The organism is Agromyces mariniharenae (genome assembly GCF_008122505.1).
In the GTDB taxonomy this organism is placed as follows: Bacteria; Actinomycetota; Actinomycetes; order Actinomycetales; family Microbacteriaceae; genus Agromyces; species Agromyces mariniharenae.
In genome coordinates, this window is sequence record NZ_VSSB01000001.1 from 940,160 (window position 1) to 956,185 (window position 16,026).

Here is a 16,026-nt window from a genome sequence, read left to right on the forward strand (position 1 = left end):
GTCAGCGGTCCAGTTCCTCGAGCTGCAGCGCGTAGAGCCGGGCGACCACCTGCGCGCACCGCACGATCTCGTCGGCGGCCGCGTCGTCGATGATGCCCGACGTCAGGATCGCCTCGAGGTCGCCGGTGTGCGCGCCGTCCGCCTCCTGGTGGTACTGCATGAAGTGCACCTGGTTGTCGGCGAGCCCGAGCACCTCCTGGAATCGAGCGGCCCACCCCGCGGCGCGCTTCGCACCGAGCCCCTCGATGATGAACATCGCGCCGAGGAGCCCGACCGGGTTGGGCTGGTCCGCGTAGTGGAACATGTAGCCCGAGAGCGCCTCGGAGCCGAGGTTCTTGCGGCCGCTGCGCAGTTCGTCGAGCGAGCCGCCGATGGCGACGTAGTCGCGCTCGAGCATGAGGTAGTCGCGGTGCTCCTCCTCGGCGTGCTTGATCGCCGCCGCCCGCAGCGTGAAGTGCTCGATGTCGAAGTTGGATGCCGCGCGCGAGATCCATGGCGACCCGTCGACGACCTGCTGGCGCAGGTTGAAGAGCAGTCGCTCGTAGTCGCGGATGGTCACCGTGCCGTCGGCGAGTCGCTGCAGGATCGGCACCTGGTCGAGACGCTCCTCGAGCTCGATCCACACCTCGGCGAGCCGGTCGGCGAGCGTGCCGGCGTCGGCGCCCGCGTCGGCGAGCGGCGCGGCGGAGCCGGAGGTCGTGGCGTCGGCGGTCGTGGTGGTCGTCGTGTCGGTCATGTCGATGCTCCTTGCTGATCGGGTGGGGCGACCACGGTGAGGTGGGCGAAGGCGAACGAGAACCGGCCGGATTCGGGCACGGCCAGCAGCACGGTCTCGCCGGGCGCGAATCGGCCCGAGCGCCACGCCTCCTCGAGGGCGATGAAGATGCTCGCCGACCCGGTGTTGCCGCGCGTCTCGAGGTTCGAGAACCAGCGGTCGGTGTCGAGCGTCGGGATGCGGCGGCGCAGCCCGTCGAAGGCGAGGTCGCGGAAGACGTTGGTGCTGTAGTGGCAGATCACGTGGTCGAGGTGCGAGACGTCGACCAGCCCGATGTCGACGAGCTCCTCGAACTGCTTCAGTCCAGCGTCGGCGAGCTCGTCGAGCATGCTCACGTCCTGCCGGATCACGAACATGCCGGATGCCGCGGCGTCGGCGAGGTCGACGTCCTGCCACGTGCCACCGACGACGGGCGCGGGGCCGTCCATGCCGGCGCGCATGCACACGTCGTGCTCGTGGGCGAGCGAGACGTGGCGCACCCAGTCGAGTCGCAGCGACGGCCTGGCCGGATGCGGCTGGAACTCGACCACCACGGCCCCGGCGCCGTCGGAGAGCATCCAGCGCAGGAAGTGCGAGTCCATGCCGGCGCGGATGCCGTCGAAGCGACGCTGCCGCAGGCTGCGGCTCGCCAGCTCCGAGCCGACGACCGCGGCGCGCGGGTGGTCGCCGAGCCTGATCTTGCTCGCCGCGGCATCCAGCGCGGCGAGGCTCGACGCGCACACGCCCGACGCGGTGAGCAGCTGCATCGGCCCGCCGCCGAGGCGCCCGTGCACCATCGACGCGAACCCGGGCACGAGCACGTCGCCCATGGTCGTCGCGCACGCCAGCATCCGCAGGTCGGATGCCGCGATCCCCCGATCGTCGAGCGCGGCGCGGAGCGCCTTGACGGCGAGCTCCTCGTTGAGCTCGGTGGGCTCGCCCTGCTCGTCGAGGGCGTAGTGCCGCTGCCGGATGCCGTTCGCCTGGAGCACGCGGCGGCGGATGCGCTCGGTGACCGCGTCGTCGCCGCCGAGCCGCGCCGCGATGCCGTCGTTGTCGACCGGATCACCCGGAAGATACGAGCCGAAGCCCGTGAGGTAAGCGGTCGCCGTCGCACCCATGGTGATGACCTTAAGGCACGCGGCCGCCCTCGTCTGACACCTGTGCAGGGCGCATCAGTCGACGTACACCGGTGCGTCGGCGGGCACCGCTACGGCGTCCACCACGGTCGCAGCGGCAGGTCGCCCACGCCGCCGTGCTCGTCGGCGTTCACCGCGAGCACCTGGTGCAGCTGGATGCCGCCACGCTCGAACTGGAGCCGCGACCCGGCCATGTAGAGCCCCCACACCTTCGCCTTCTCGAGGCCGACCTCCTCGACCGCCTCGTCCCAGTGCGCGACGAGGTTGGCGCACCAGTCCCGGAGGGTCAGCGCGTAGTGCGGGCGCAGGTTCTCCTCGTGCAGCACCTCCAGCCCGGCATCCTGCGCCTCGGTGATGATGCGCCCCGAGCCGGTGAGCTCGCCGTCGGGGAACACGTAGCGGTCGATGAACCCGTGAGTCGACGGCTCGGTCCTGTTCTCGGGGCGCGTGATGCAGTGGTTGAGCAGCAGCCCGCCCGGCCGCAGCCGCGACCGCAGGAACCGGAAGTACTGCTTGTAGTTCCGCACGCCGATGTGCTCGAGCAGCCCGATCGACGACACCGCGTCGAAGCCCGACTCGCGGATGTCGCGGTAGTCGCCGAAGCGCGCCTCGGCCAGGTCGGCGAGCCCCTCCTCGACGATCGCCCGCTGCGCCCACGTCGCCTGCTCCTCCGACAGGGTGACGCCGACCGCGCGGACGCCTCGACGGGCGGCGTACCGGACCATGCCGCCCCAGCCGCATCCGACGTCGAGCAGTCGGTCGCCCGGCGTCAGCCGAAGCTTCTCGAACACCAGGCGGTACTTGTTCTCCTGCGCCTCGTCGAGGGATGCCTCGGCGCGCGGGTAGCACGCGCAGGTGTAGGTCATCGACGGCCCGAGCACCCACTGGTAGAAGGTGTTCGACACGTCGTAGTGGTAGTGGATCACCTCGGCGTCGCGCGCCTTGCTGTGCCGGCGTCCGGTGCCGAGGCGCCGCCAGCGCGGCGGCACCTCCTGCGGCGGCGGTGCGATCGGGCGCAGGTGCTCGACGCCGACGGACCGCACGATCCGGGCCATCGTCTTCGGCGGCGGCATCCGGAACACCAGCTCGTCGGCGAGCGCCTTGAGCAGCTCGTACGGATCGCCGGGGTGCACGCCGTGGATCTCGATGTCGCCGGCGATGTAGGCCCGGGCGAGGCCGAGGTCGCCGCGGGCGGTGGCGAGGTAGGTGGTGCCGCGGGGCGATGTGAGCTCGAGCCCGAAGGGGGCGTCCTCGGGACCGGCCGAGCTGCCGTCGTATGCGGTGAACCGCAGCGGCAGCCGACCCCTGGCGAGCAGCTCGAGGATCTCGGCCAGCGTGAGCTTGCCGTCGTCCGCGCGGGCCTCAGTGTCGGATGCCGCCGGCTCGGCCGTCTCGGGCGCCCGGTCCTTGAACGTCGTCATCGTCGTTGCACCGCCTTCGCGTAGAGGTCGAGGAGTCGCCCGTCGGGGTCGTAGCGCCCCTTCACCCCGCGGTAGGCGTCGCCACCGTACCGCGCGTCGAACTCCTCGCGGGAGTAGTAGGCATCGGAGTAGAGCGACTTGTGGCCGTCGAGCTCATCGACCACCCGCTCGATGCGCCGGTTCGTCTCGCCTTCGGTCGCCCCGATCGGCACCGTCGACCAGAAGCCGACGTTGACATAGGTCTCGCGCGGTCGCAGCGGGTAGAGCGTCCAACCGTCGTCGTCCCGCATGCGCACCGGGCAGAGCCAGATCGGCTCGATCGGCACGTTCGCCAGGAACCAGTCGAGGAACTCGACGGTCCGCCCGATCGGCACCTCGATGTCCTGGATCACCCATTCCCGCGGTGGGCGACGCTTGAGCCGCTCGAGCGCGTCGGCGATGCCGTACCGCCGCGCGATCCGCATCAGCTTCCAGTACGAGCGGCTGCGCCGGTATCGACGGGGCCAGAGCCGGCGAACGAGCGGATGCTGCGCGCCGAACCCTTCCGAGCACCAGAACCAGTCGGTGTCCCACCGCCACAGGTAGTCGTGGATCGTCAGGCGGTCGTGGATCGCCCCGTCGTCGTGCTGGATGGAGCGGTAGAAGATCCGCTGCCGGGTGTAGTCGCTCACCGGGCCGGATGCCGCGGTCTGCGTGCCGAGGCAGAGGTAGCTCTCGTCGGCGCTGAACACGACGCCGTCGAGGTAGTCGACGCGAACGCCGTCGTGCGCTCCGGTCTCGACGATCCGATCCATCGTGGCTGCGAGCTCGTCGAGGGCGTGGAAGCGCAGGTGCGTGAGCGCCACGAAGGGCTGCACGGGTTCGAGCTCGATGCGCAGGCGCACCGCGTAGCCGAGCGTGCCGTAGGAGTTGGGGAACGCGCGGAACAGGTCGGGATGCTCATCGGGCGACGTGGTGACGAGCTCGCCGGCCCCGGTGAGGATGTCGAGCTCGAGCACCGACTCATGCGGCATCCCGTTGCGGAACGAGGCGGACTCGATGCCGAGGCCGGTGACCGCACCCCCGAGCGTGATGGTCTTCAGCTGCGGCACGACGAGGGGCGTGAGCCCGTGCGGGAGCGTCGCGGCGACGAGGTCCTCGTAGGTGCACATGCCCGCGACATCGGCCGTGCGGGCCTCGGGGTCGACCGCGATGACGTGCGTCAGCCCCGAGGTGTCGAGCCCCGCGGCATCCGCCCGGACCCGCGGCCGGAACAGGTTGGACGTCGGCTTCGCGAGCCGAACCGCGGATGCCTCGGGCAGCGCCCGATAGCTTGCGAGGAGCCGCTCCACGCCGTCGGCGTGGGCGGAGCGTGCGTCGGTCTCGCGAACGGACACGCCCCCACGGTAGTCCGCCCGTCCGGCGCCCGCACTCCCTCTCCGGCTAGATGAATCCGTCGTAGTCGCGACGCACGACGCTCGAATGGATCCAGTCGATGAGCGTGATGTAGTCCCACACGGGCCGGCCTGTCGCGTCCTGGATCTGCTTGGCGTACGGCGGCATGTCGCTGCACTCGAGCAGCAGGGCGCCGATCTCGGGATGGTCGGTCACCAACCGCACGGCCGTGCCGACCACCTCGCCCCGCACCTGGTCGAGGTCCATCCAACCCTGGTCTTCGAGGATCGCGCCGCGGAACCCGGGGCTGTGTTCCATGCCGGCCACGACGATCGGCGCGTCCTCGCGGATGCCCACCCCTGTCAGCATGCGCTGGTCGAGACTGCTCTGCTTCGCGCAGAGGATGCCCAGCCGCTGTCGGGGCTGCAGCGCGCCCAGCAGCATCGGAACCTGGCACAGGCTCGACAGGAATACCTCGCGGGATCAGACCCTGATCCACGGTACAAGGGGATCGTGTCGGCGAGGCGCTTGACCACCCTCACCAGCCGTCCTACCGTGGGCCGCGTGCGGCTCGAGCATCTCTACCGACTCCGGTTCGTCTACCCGCACGGCCGGGCGGTCGACCTCGAGGGCGGCTGGCAGCAGCACTTCTACCTCGCCGAGGGGACGTGCGAGGGCGTCCTGACCGGCCGATTCCGAGCGGCGAACGCCCCGCTGCGGCGGACGGATGCCGGTCCGTTCCTGCCCGACATCCGAGGAGTGATCGAGACGGATGATGCCGCCACGATCATGTTCGAGTCCCACGGGTACGGGCGGGCCCACCCGGTCGGGTCACGGCAGGTCGTCGGCACGGTCCTGCATCTGAGCGATCACCCCGTCTACCGCCGGCTGAACGACGTCGTGTGCGTGTGCGTCGGCGAGGTGCGATCCGGGAGCGAACCCGATGCCGGGCCGCAGCTCGTCCTGGATGTCGCCGAGCTGATCTGGGAGCCGATCGGGGACTGAACGACGAGGAATTCCACGGAGGTGCCGGCGGACGACGCTGCGGCGCTCAGGGTGCGCGCAGTGCCTCGAAGGGCGCGATCGGAACGACCCCCTCAACGCGGCGCGCGAGATCGGCGTCGAGGGTGATGAAGGCGTCGGCCTGCAGCTGTGCGACGGCCACGTATTCGGCCGTCGTCGTGTCATCCCATCCGAGCTGCTCGGCGATCTTCCACGCGACGGCGCGTGAGACCCGGTCGCCGAGGAGGCGCACCCGCATGGACGAGAGCCGGTCCAGTCGCATGCGAGCGGAATCGTGCCCGAGCTCGCCTCGGCGCACCGCACGATACAGCTGCGACAGCACCTGCGAGCGGAGCACGTTCGGTGCGACCAGTTGGTGGCCCTCGGCGACCGGAAGATCCTCTTCGATGAGCCGCAATGCCGTGAGGACGTCGATCCCGAACCGTGTCATGACCCAGCGCCCCCAAGCAGTCCCCGTGTGTCGACCACGCTACGGCCGAACACCGTGGAGTGCATCCGGTGTCGTAGGTTGCCGACGGTTCGATTCCGCGACCCACCGCGACCTCACCGGGCCGCCTCCGCGAGTCGCATGGTGTCTCCCGCACGCGCTGCGAACGCCGTCGCGGTGGTCGCGATCGTGCGCTGCATGACGTCGACCGCGGCGGTGGGCGCGACATCCGCGGGCCGCGCGAGGGTGATCGTGCGGGTGAGCGTCGGTTCCTCGAGCCGCACCGATCGCAGGCCCGGGCGGTCGATGAGCACCATCGCGGGAACGATCGCGACCCCCAGCCCGCGCTCGACGAACCGCAGCACCGCGTCCATCTCGGCCCCCTCGAGCACGACCTCGGGGGTGAGGTTCGCCGTGCGGAACGCGGCATCCGTCGTGCTGCGCAGGTCGTACGTCGAGCTGAAGACGATCTGGGGCAGCTCGGCGACCTTGACCAGCCTGATCGCGTCGCCGGCGGCGACCGGCGGTGCTGCGGCGGATGACACGACGACGAGCTCCTCGACGAGCAGCGGCGTCACGGTGAACCGCTCGGCGGTCACGGCATCCGATGTCGTGATGAGCGCGAGGTCGAGCTCGCCGCCCCCGAGCTCGTCGAGCAGCCGGCGCGAGCCCTGCTCGGAGAGGTGCAGCTCGATGCCCGGATGCTCCGCGTGGAACGCGCTGAACACCTCGGCGACGAGGCTGATGCAGAGGGTCGGCGTCGCGCCGAGCCGCACACGGCCGCGCTCGAGGCCCGCGAGCTCGGCGAGCTCGCGACGCACCGAGTCGGCGTCGGCGAGCATGCGGCGTGCGAGCGGCAGCAGCGACTGACCCGCGACCGTCAGCGTGCTGCCGCCGCGGGCGCGGTGGAACAGCTCGGCGCCGAGATCCTGCTCGAGTGCGGCGATCTGTCGGCTCAGCGAGGGCTGGGCGAGGTACAGCTCCTCGGCGGCGCGGGTGAAGTTGCCGAACTTCGCCACCTCGACGAAGCTGCGCAGTTGCTCGAGGTTCATATCGATAGCCTACGCGCATCGTAAACAGGCTGAAAATGCATTGGAGTAATACCCGAGGCATGCTTATCGTGGAGCGCATGACCACCAGTACCACTCCAGAGCGGCAGCTCTCCACGACCGTGCTCGTGATCGGCACCGGCGGATCGGGCCTGCGCGCCGCGATCGAGCTCGCCGAGGCGGGCGTCGACGTGCTCGCGCTCGGCAAGCGCTCCAAGTCCGACGCGCACACCTCGCTCGCCGCCGGCGGCATCAACGCCGCCCTCTCGACGATGGACCCCGACGACAGCTGGCAGCAGCACGCCGCCGACACGCTGAAGGAGAGTTACCTCCTCGCGAACCCGCACACCGTCGAGATCGTGACGAAGAACGCTGCGCGCGGCATCCAGGACCTCGAGCGTTACGGCATGCCGTTCGCCCGTGAAGACGACGGCCGCATCTCGCAGCGCTTCTTCGGCGCTCACACCTACCGCCGCACCGCGTTCGCGGGCGACTACACCGGGCTCGAGATCCAGCGCACGCTCGTCAACCGGGCGGCGCAGCTGAACGTGCCGATCCTCGACACCGTCTACGTCACGCGCATCCTGGTGAACGACGATGGCGCGGTCTTCGGCGCCTACGGCTTCGACCTCGAGGACGGCACGCGCTACCTCATCCACGCCGACTCGGTCATCCTCGCGGCGGGCGGCCACAACCGCATCTGGCGGCGCACCTCGTCGCGTCGCGACGAGAACACCGGCGACTCGTGGCGTCTCGCGGTCGAGGCGGGCGGCCGGGTGCGCGACCCCGAGCTCGTGCAGTTCCACCCGTCGGGGATCATCGAGCCCGAGAGCGCGGCCGGCACGCTCATCTCCGAGGCGGCGCGCGGCGAGGGCGGCATCCTCACCAACGGCCTCGGCGAGCGCTTCATGGCGAAGTACGACCCCGAGCGCATGGAGCTGTCGACCCGCGACCGCGTCGCCCTCGCCGCCTACACCGAGATCAAGGAGGGACGCGGAACCCCCAACGGCGGTGTCTGGCTGGATGTCTCGCACCTGCCCCGCGAGACGATCATGCAGCGCCTCCCCCGCGTCTACCAGACCATGCTCGAGCTGCAGATGCTCGACATCACGAAGCAGCCGATCGAGATCGCGCCCACCGCGCACTACTCGATGGGTGGCGTGTGGGTGCGCCCCGACGACCACGGCACGGATGTCCCGGGCCTCTACGCCATCGGCGAGGCATCCTCGGGCCTTCATGGCGCCAACCGGCTGGGTGGCAACTCGCTCATCGAGCTGCTCGTCTTCGGGCGCATCGTGGGACAGGCAGCCGCCGCCTACTCGGCCTCGCTTCCGGCGCAGACGCGTTCGGCGGCCGCGGTCGACGCGGCTCGCGCCGAGATCGCCGGACTGCTGGCATCGGATGGCTCGGAGAACGTCCGCGCCCTGCAGCGCGCCATCCGCGACACCATGACCGAGCACGCCGGCGTCGTGCGCGACGAGGAGGGCCTGCGCGCGGGGCTCGCCGAGCTCGACGCGATCGAAGCGCGCATCGCCGCCATCGGCGTGCACCCCGACATCGCCGGCTACCAGGACCTGGCACACGCCTTCGACCTCAAGTCGGCCGCGCTGGCCGCCCGTGCGACGCTCGAGGCCGCGCTCGAACGGCGCGAGACCCGCGGCTGCCACAACCGAAGCGACTACCCGTCGCTCGACGAGTCGCTGCAGGTGAACCTGGTGTGGTCGCCCTCGACGGGGGTGACCCGCGAGGAGATCCCCGCAATCCCCGAGGAGATCGCGGCACTCATGCGCGACGTGTCGACGATCGGCAAGCTCGTCGAGTAGCTCTCCACACGGCGTCATCCAGCACGCCGCGGGCGTGCCATGCTTGACGCCGTGACGCAAGGTCTCGCCGCGAAGGCGGCAATGATGCAGGTGGCCAGTCGGTTCATGGCGCTCCCACGGTGGACGAAAGTCGCCGCCGTGGCGGGCGTCATGATCGTCGTCGTCGGCGCTGTCTCGATTCCGCTCGCGGCGGTCGCCGTCGACGCGCACAACCGCGAGCTCTCGTTCGTGGCCGAGGCGGATGCAGCGGCCGCGGAGCGGGAGTCCGCAGCGGAGGTCGCCGCGGCTCTCGCCGAGGCGAAGGAGGCCGCGGCCGGGTTGAACGCCGAGTACGCCGGACTCACCGTCTTGCTCGCCGCCGCAGTGCACCCCGATGCCGCAGCGGCCTTCGAGGCCGCCCGCGTGCAGCTCGCGCTCGCCATCGCGAGCGGTGGCTCCGAGGATCTGTCGGCAGCCGCCGCCGCCCTCACCGATGCACTGCACGACCTCGTCGCGAGCGTCAAAGGCCAAGCCGACGGGCTCATCGCGGCGAGCCCGCTGGCCGGCGCATCCCTGGATGCCCTTACCCAGGCCGTGACCGACCTCGCCACGGCCGACGACGTCACGGCCGCGCTCACCCGGGTGAAGGCCGCCTCCGAGGCGGTCGTCGCCGCGCAGCAGGCGGCCGCGGATGCCGCCGCCCGACAGGCGGCGGAGGCGGAGGCCAAGGCCGGGCAGGGTCCCTCGGGCGGCGGCGCACCGGGCGGAGACCCTACCGGCGCCGTGACGTGGGGTGGACCATTCCCCGATCCCGCGATCATGCAGATGCACCCTGGTCCGCGCGAGTGGTGCGGCCCGAACCCAACCGGCCAGGTCGTCACGCTCCAGTTCGGCTGGGACGCCCGTCCGGGCAACACCGTCGACATCTACTACGCCCTGACCGACGGCGACTACCTCGCGACGAGCGGGTTCATCCTGCTCGCGTCCGGCCTCGGAACGTCGGGCTCGGTCAGCATCCCGGTGACGTGCCCCGTCGGGCCCGGCCCGACCCAGCTCATCACCGTCAGGGCCGTCGCGAACAATGAGAACGGGTCGGTCGCGTCCCACTACTGGGGGCTCTGAGCGCCCGGCGCAGCAGCCGCTCGCTCGGCTCTGTCGGCGGCGTTGGCGCGGGCGAGCGCGACCGCGGTGATCGCGAGCGGCACAGCCGCCGGCCTGCCACTGCCGGGTCATGGGCGGCGCCGGTACCGGGCCTGTGAAGGAGCATCCGGTCGCCGGGCTCACTGCCCATAGGATGTCCCGGTGCCCCTCTTCGATCACCTCGGCATCACCGTCGATGACCTGCCCCGCTCGATCGCACAGTTCGATCCGGTGATGCAGGCGCTCGGGTGCACTCGGCAGGACGCCGACAACGGAGTCTCCTGGTACCGGGGTGAGGAGGAGCTCATCCTCTTCCCCGCCCGCGAGCCGGGCAGCGGGCCGCACCGGCACGGCCGGGTCGGCTGGCAGCACCTCGCGTTCGCGATCGACTCGCGCGAGGAGGTCGATCGCCTGCACGCGACCGCGGTCGAGGCGGGATGGACGGCCGTGCGCGAGCCCAAGCCGTACCCGCGGTTCAACGACCGGTACTACGCGTCCTTCGTCGAGGACGACAACGGCATCCGCCTCGAGTTCATGTACAACCCGCCGCGAGAGCCGGCCGCGGACTGAGTCCGGAAGTTGCTCCCCCTAGGAGAGACTGACAGCGAAGAGCGGCGCAACCACGAGCAGTGAGTCGGCCCGGTCCAGGAGCCCTCCGAACCCCGGCAGCCACGCGCCGGCATCCTTCACTCCGGCGTGACGTTTCACCATCGAAGCGACGACATCACCGAGCGGGGCACCGACCGCGGCCGCAAGGAGCAGCACCCAGCTGAACTGCCCCGTGACCACCAGCACGAACGCGGCGGCGACCGCACCGCCGAGCAGGCCGGCGACGGTCTTGTTCGGCGACACCGCGAAGGGCCGCACACGCACCCCGGGGAGCCGTCCGAGGGTCTTGCCGGCCGCCCAGCTGGCCACGTCGGTGAGCGCGACCGTCAAGACCAGCAAGGTCAGGTCCTGATGGATGATCACCAGCTGCGCGGGCGCCCAGACGAGCCACAGCATCCCGAAGACTGCGGCGGTGGCGCGTGGGAGGGCGGACTCCGGATCCCGGCTGAGCACCGGAAGCACGGCTGCGGCGAGCAATGCGAACGGGAGCCAGGTGTTGACCGCGACCGGGTTCACCGCCGCAAGCACCGGTGCGCCGACTCCAGCGGCGATCAGCACCCAACGATCCACTGTTCGGAGGCCGGCCAGTCGCACGTACTCGACGATGCAGAGGACACTGACCGCAACGGCGACGATGACCGCACCGACGACGCCGATCGCCTCCGCTGCGCCGACGATCACCCCGATGACCGCCCAGGTCATCCACCGGAGTCGAATGGTCGACGTGCCGAAGACCAGCACCGGCAGTGCGGTGACCAGGAGCATGATGAGCCCGACGGTCGCAGAGACGCTCAGCCCGAGCCACGTCATGCGTCGACCAGCCGCAACCGGCGATGAGCCGCTCGAGCTCGGGTTGCAGCCGTCAACGTCGAGCCGGCGATGATCACGCCCGAGCCGACGCCGATCACCGCAGCGACGGGGAACCAGGTGAACGCGACCGACATGAGGAACACGGTGAGCGTGCGTTCCGTCTTCCCGAACGGTCCACCGTTGATCCTCGCTGCACCGGCAGCGGCCGCAGACAGCGAGATGAAGGTCGGCCACGATGCGGCGGTCGTCGCGACGAGGGCCACCAGCAGCGCAGGGACGGAGCCGGAGTGCCAGGCGAGGATGCTGAGGGCGGCCAACGGCAGGAGATCCGAGGCGCGGTCGCCGATCTCGTTGAGGACGAACCCGAAGGGGCGGCTGACACCTCTGGCGCGAGCCACGGCGCCATCCAGGTTCGCACCGGCGAGGCGTCCGACCAGTCCGATGAGCACCAGTGGCCACGATCCAACAAGCAGGCCACCGGCGGCCACGGCGGCGAAGGCCACGCCGATCGCCGTGAAGGCGTCGGGCGACCACCCGCGGTCGACGGCAACGGTCACGATCCTCCCGAGCTGCCGAGTGAACCACGGCTTCGCCGCATACAGGCCACGCATCACGACCACCACCAGATGACGAGGCCGAGCCCGACCGGGAACAGCGTCAGGCACACGGCCTGCACGGCGCCGAGGCACGGCTTCAAGTACCGGGACAGCAGGCCGCCCCCGATCCATCCGATGCAGCCGACGATCCCGATGCGAGCGAGCCGTGGAAGCATCGAGGAGGCGACCTCATGGAGTTCCATTCCGAGTGCCCCCGCGCTGTGGGCGTACACCTTGACCGGGATGCCGTTGAACATCTGGTGCGCGAACGCGTTCGACGGGTCGGTCGCGAGCTCGTACATCGCGGTCTCGTGCATCCGCGCCGTGGTCAACGGGGTGGGTGTATCCACACCGTGGGACACCAGCCACCACGTGGTGAGGATCCCGGCAGCGGAGGCTATGGCGGATGCCGCGATCAGCATCGGGCCCCGCCACGAGCGTCCGACCGTGCAGACGAGCAGCAGGAGCGGCATCTCCGCGACCAGCGGCCAGAAGATGCCTTCCGCGAACGCCCAGGCGGTGATCAGCGCCAACCCGGCTGTGGCGAACGCCATACGACGCACGCGAGTCCAAACTCGGCCTGGGCGCTGGGAGGCGGGCGCTTCGATGAGCTCGTCGATCGTTTCGGATGCCGCTGCGGCAGCCTCCTCCGCATGCCCGTTCTCAACGCTGAACGGTTCGCCCCAGCGCACCTCCACCGGTCGGCGCCGGATGAGCTTGCGTTCCGCCGGGAGCAGATCGCCGGCGCCGACCAAGCCGACGGGCAGGACCTTCGCCCCGGATGCCGCGGCGAGTTCGAACGCGCCGCGCTTGAACCCGGAGAGCTTCGCCGTGCGGCGACGGCTCCCCTCAGGGAACACGACGACGACGATTCCGGCTGCGACGGTCGGCGCGGCGGCGAGCAGGTCCTTCATGCCGTTCCGGTCGCGCCGGATGGGCCAGATGCCGACCAGCCATGTCGCGACGAGCTTGTTCCGGAGCGTGCCGAACCAGTAGTCGGCTGCGGCGACGAACCTGACCGGCCGGGACCGACCGAGCGTTGCGAGCAATACCGCCGTGTCGGCATGGGATGCATGGTTGGCGATGACGACGAGCGGCCCGTCGGGAACCGGTGGCTTGCGAGCGAGCGGGACCGGTTCGGCTGCGTCGGCCGGGATCGTCGTCACCCCGTCGGTGACGATCGAGAGGATCAGGCCCCACAGCTTCGATCGCCAGTACGACACGAGGCCGGAGCGACGAACCTGGCGTTCGGTCGGCGGTGCGGGGAGGTGGAGCGAGGCGGTGTCCAGCACGAGGTGACTTCCCGTCATCGTCAGCGAGCACGAATCGCGAGCGAGTGAGGTCAGACCGGCAGGCCACCGATGCGCGGCCGCGTCGAGACGTCGTGACGAGCGGCGCGCCGCTCCCGAGCCCGACCGATGGCGATGATGCCTGCTCCGAGCAGCAGGAACGCGAAGAGGATGCCACCGATGTACGTGAACGCCGAGCCGTATCCCGCAGTGTGCGGGTCGAGGAAGCCGTAGGGATACCACCACGAGGTGCTGCCGTCGGGGTTCACGACGCGTTCCCCTCTGACCATCGTGTAGATCGTCCAGGCGAGCGGGTAGGTCACGATGATGGCGAGCGAGGACCATGGGAGTCCACGGCGTTGGCCGGCGAACAAGAGGTCGAGCACGAAGTAGATCGGCAGCACGACGTGCAGCGTCTCGGTGGCCCACGAGTCCATGAAGGCGACCCAGCCGGGGTCCGTGGCGGCGATCGGCGCGGGGTCGCCGCGCAGCAGCAGGTTGAACACGATGCCGAGCAGGATCACCGGCCCGGTGACCGCCGCCATCGCCATGGCGATGGCGACCGGCTCGGGCGAGGGCCCGGGATGCCGCCGCATCCATCGCGCCGCGATCAGCAGCACGACCACGCTGAGGATCGACGACACGATCGTGAACAGGCTGAAGTAGTTCGCGAGCACGTCGCCGCGATTCTGCCCCTCGCGCATCGCGCGATCGATGTTGACCAGCAGCCCGGCGACAACGCCTGAGAGCGCGACCACCGCGGCAAAGACCCTGAACCATACCCAACGCATGAGAACCCCCCAGTTCGGTGCGACTGCGTTTCGATTGGGGATGTTGTAGTCCTCACTCGACGCGGCCGCCCGAAGATTGGCACGAGGATTGAGGAAATCTCGACGCGAGGGGCCGATGATTGTGAGAAGGCTCCAATCGCATGAACACAGGAGCATACGACCCGGCCACACGGCTCGATCACACAAGGGGATGATGGATCCATGCCCGCCAGCCACCGTCCCGGTCTTCGGGTCGACTCCCGACTCACGATCCCCGAGTCCGAACTGTCGTGGCGGTTCTCGCGGTCGTCGGGTCCCGGCGGGCAGGGTGTGAACACGGCCGACTCCCGAGTGGAGCTCGTGTGGGATGTGGCGGACTCGACCGTCCTCACGCCGCACCAGCGGGAGCGACTCCTCGAACGCCTGAGCGGTCGCATCGTCGACGGAGTTCTGACGATCGCGGCATCCGAGCACCGCGCGCAACTGCGCAATCGGGATGCCGCGCGCGCCCGGCTCGCAGCCGTCGTGGCCGACGCGCTGCGGCCGCCGTCACCGCCGCGACGCCCGACCAGGCCGAGTCGCGGTGCCGAGGAACGGCGCTTGGAAGCGAAGAAGCGACGTACCGACGTCAAGCGATTGCGTCGCCCACCTCAGGACTGACGACCCAGCAGATCCGTGAGTGCTCGTGGTTGATGCCGCACACGCGACCCTTCGGCGCACGGAACTGGCGCCGGGAGTAGTTCACCTGCTCGATGAAGCGCTAGAAGTCCCAGTCCTCGTCCTCGGTGTTGACCGCCTTGCCGATGACGTATGACGAGCCCGACCCCGAGAAGAAGTCGTGGTTCTCGTCGGCGTTCGGCGAGAGCGCCGAGAGGATCGCCGGGTTCACGTCGGTGACCGTCTTCGGGAACATCGGCTCGTAGCCGAGGTTCATCAGCGCCTTGTTCGCGTTGTAGTGGAGGAACTTCTTGACGTCTTCCGTCAGGCCGACGCCGTCGTAGAGGTCTTGGGTGTACTGCACCTCGTTGTCGTAGAGCTCGTAGAGCAGCGAGAACGTGTAGTCCTTGAGGTCGTCGCGCTTGGCCTGGTCGACCAGTTCGAGGCCCTTCTGGAACTTGTAGCCGATGTAATACCCGTGCACGGCCTCGTCGCGGATGATGAGGCGGATGAGGTCGGCCGTGTTGGTGAGCTTCGCCCTCGACGACCAGTACATGGGCAGGTAGAAGCCCGAGTAGAAGAGGAACGACTCGAGGAGCGTCGAGGCGACCTTGCGCTTCAGGGGCTCGTCGCCACGGTAGTACTCCATGACGATCGCGGCCTTCTTCTGCAGGTTCTCGTTCTCGACCGACCAGCGGAAGGCGTCGTCGATCTCCTTCGTCGAGCAGAGCGTCGAGAAGATCGAAGAATAGCTCTTCGCGTGCACCGACTCCATGAACGCGATGTTGGTGTACACCGCCTCCTCGTGCGGGGTCAGCGAGTCGGGGATCAGCGACACCGCGCCCACCGTGCCCTGGATCGTGTCGAGCAGGGTGAGCCCCGTGAACACGCGCATCGTGAGCTGCTGCTCCTCGGCGGTGAGCGTGTTCCACGACTGCACGTCGTTCGACAGCGGCACCTTCTCGGGCAGCCAGAAGTTGTTGACGAGGCGGTTCCAGACTTCGACGTCCTTGTCGTCCTGGATCTTGTTCCAGTTGATCGCGTTGACGTGGTCGACGAGCTTGACCTTGCCGCCGTGGGCGGGGTCGTTCTGGGCCGAGTTGACCGGGTCGGTGAGGGTCATGTCAGTTCCTTCTGAACGGATGTCTCGAGCGGATGTCGCGGGG

17 protein-coding genes are annotated in these 16,026 nt (G+C 69.6%); 5 read left to right on the forward strand and 12 right to left on the reverse strand.

Annotated features, from left to right (window positions below; genetic code table 11):
• Position 1 precedes the first annotated feature (1 nt).
• The 5 genes from FYC51_RS04345 to FYC51_RS04365 form a co-directional block, all read right to left on the reverse strand.
• The gene (locus FYC51_RS04345) at positions 2–736 is read right to left on the reverse strand and encodes an iron-containing redox enzyme family protein (RefSeq protein WP_148732428.1); all 735 of its coding nucleotides are present in this window, start codon (positions 734–736) and stop codon (positions 2–4) included.
• A complete protein-coding gene (locus FYC51_RS04350; protein ID WP_148732429.1) occupies positions 733–1,875 on the reverse strand; it encodes a 3-oxoacyl-[acyl-carrier-protein] synthase III C-terminal domain-containing protein in 1,143 nt (380 codons plus the stop codon). Before FYC51_RS04350 ends, FYC51_RS04345 begins: the two co-directional genes overlap by 4 nt.
• Positions 1,876–1,964: 89 nt before the next feature.
• Positions 1,965–3,314 carry a class I SAM-dependent methyltransferase gene (locus FYC51_RS04355; RefSeq protein WP_148732430.1) on the reverse strand — a complete coding sequence of 450 codons (1,350 nt, stop codon included), beginning with the start codon at positions 3,312–3,314 and terminating at the stop codon, positions 1,965–1,967.
• Positions 3,311–4,690, reverse strand: coding sequence for an FAD-binding oxidoreductase (locus FYC51_RS04360; protein WP_148732431.1), 1,380 nt, complete (start codon positions 4,688–4,690; stop codon positions 3,311–3,313). Before FYC51_RS04360 ends, FYC51_RS04355 begins: the two co-directional genes overlap by 4 nt.
• 46 nt (positions 4,691–4,736) lie before the next feature.
• Positions 4,737–5,132, reverse strand: coding sequence for an aspartate/glutamate racemase family protein (locus FYC51_RS04365; protein WP_148732432.1), 396 nt, complete (start codon positions 5,130–5,132; stop codon positions 4,737–4,739).
• An 84-nt stretch (positions 5,133–5,216) separates the two neighbouring features.
• Here FYC51_RS04365 and FYC51_RS04370 point away from each other — a divergent pair, with 84 nt between their 5' ends.
• A complete protein-coding gene (locus FYC51_RS04370; RefSeq protein ID WP_148732433.1) occupies positions 5,217–5,693 on the forward strand; it encodes a hypothetical protein in 477 nt (158 codons plus the stop codon).
• Positions 5,694–5,739: 46 nt separating this feature from the next.
• Here FYC51_RS04370 and FYC51_RS04375 read toward each other — a convergent pair whose 3' ends face one another.
• Both FYC51_RS04375 and FYC51_RS04380 read right to left on the reverse strand, forming a co-directional pair.
• The gene (locus FYC51_RS04375; protein WP_148732434.1) at positions 5,740–6,141 is read right to left on the reverse strand and encodes a type II toxin-antitoxin system VapC family toxin; all 402 of its coding nucleotides are present in this window, start codon (positions 6,139–6,141) and stop codon (positions 5,740–5,742) included.
• Between the two features lie 113 nt (positions 6,142–6,254).
• Complete coding sequence (locus tag FYC51_RS04380) at positions 6,255–7,190, reverse strand: LysR family transcriptional regulator (protein WP_148732435.1); 936 nt, start codon at positions 7,188–7,190, stop codon at positions 6,255–6,257.
• A 77-nt stretch (positions 7,191–7,267) separates the two neighbouring features.
• Here FYC51_RS04380 and FYC51_RS04385 point away from each other — a divergent pair, with 77 nt between their 5' ends.
• The 3 genes from FYC51_RS04385 to FYC51_RS04395 all read left to right on the forward strand — a co-directional run bounded on the left by FYC51_RS04385 (position 7,268) and on the right by FYC51_RS04395 (position 10,699).
• Entirely contained in the window at positions 7,268–9,010 is a 1,743-nt protein-coding gene (locus FYC51_RS04385) for an L-aspartate oxidase (RefSeq protein WP_148732436.1), read from the forward strand.
• Between the two features lie 51 nt (positions 9,011–9,061).
• Positions 9,062–10,111 (forward strand): hypothetical protein, encoded by a 1,050-nt coding sequence (locus FYC51_RS04390; protein ID WP_148732437.1) that lies wholly within the window; start codon positions 9,062–9,064, stop codon positions 10,109–10,111.
• 180 nt (positions 10,112–10,291) lie between these two features.
• Positions 10,292–10,699, forward strand: coding sequence for a VOC family protein (locus FYC51_RS04395; RefSeq protein WP_148732438.1), 408 nt, complete (start codon positions 10,292–10,294; stop codon positions 10,697–10,699).
• An 18-nt stretch (positions 10,700–10,717) separates the two neighbouring features.
• On the opposite strand, the gene FYC51_RS04400 is transcribed toward FYC51_RS04395, so the two are convergent.
• The 4 genes from FYC51_RS04400 to FYC51_RS19115 all read right to left on the reverse strand — a co-directional run bounded on the left by FYC51_RS04400 (position 10,718) and on the right by FYC51_RS19115 (position 14,191).
• Entirely contained in the window at positions 10,718–11,503 is a 786-nt protein-coding gene (locus FYC51_RS04400; protein ID WP_187432487.1) for a phosphatidate cytidylyltransferase, read from the reverse strand.
• Positions 11,504–11,544: 41 nt separating this feature from the next.
• Positions 11,545–12,051: a CDP-alcohol phosphatidyltransferase family protein gene (locus FYC51_RS04405; protein WP_238476207.1), complete on the reverse strand. Its 507-nt coding sequence runs from the start codon at positions 12,049–12,051 to the stop codon at positions 11,545–11,547.
• Positions 12,052–12,158: 107 nt separating this feature from the next.
• On the reverse strand, positions 12,159–13,436 hold the full coding sequence (locus tag FYC51_RS19110; protein ID WP_187432488.1) for a lysophospholipid acyltransferase family protein: 1,278 nt from the start codon (positions 13,434–13,436) through the stop codon (positions 12,159–12,161).
• 50 nt (positions 13,437–13,486) lie between these two features.
• Entirely contained in the window at positions 13,487–14,191 is a 705-nt protein-coding gene (locus FYC51_RS19115; protein ID WP_187432489.1) for a Pr6Pr family membrane protein, read from the reverse strand.
• Between the two features lie 234 nt (positions 14,192–14,425).
• On the opposite strand from FYC51_RS19115, the gene arfB reads away from it, so the two are divergent.
• Complete coding sequence (gene arfB, locus FYC51_RS04415; protein ID WP_148732441.1) at positions 14,426–14,863, forward strand: alternative ribosome rescue aminoacyl-tRNA hydrolase ArfB; 438 nt, start codon at positions 14,426–14,428, stop codon at positions 14,861–14,863.
• Positions 14,864–14,963: 100 nt separating this feature from the next.
• On the opposite strand, the gene nrdF is transcribed toward arfB, so the two are convergent.
• Positions 14,964–15,983, reverse strand: a complete 1,020-nt coding sequence (nrdF, locus tag FYC51_RS04420) for a class 1b ribonucleoside-diphosphate reductase subunit beta (protein ID WP_148732442.1) — start codon at positions 15,981–15,983, stop codon at positions 14,964–14,966.
• Positions 15,984–16,026 lie beyond the last annotated feature (43 nt).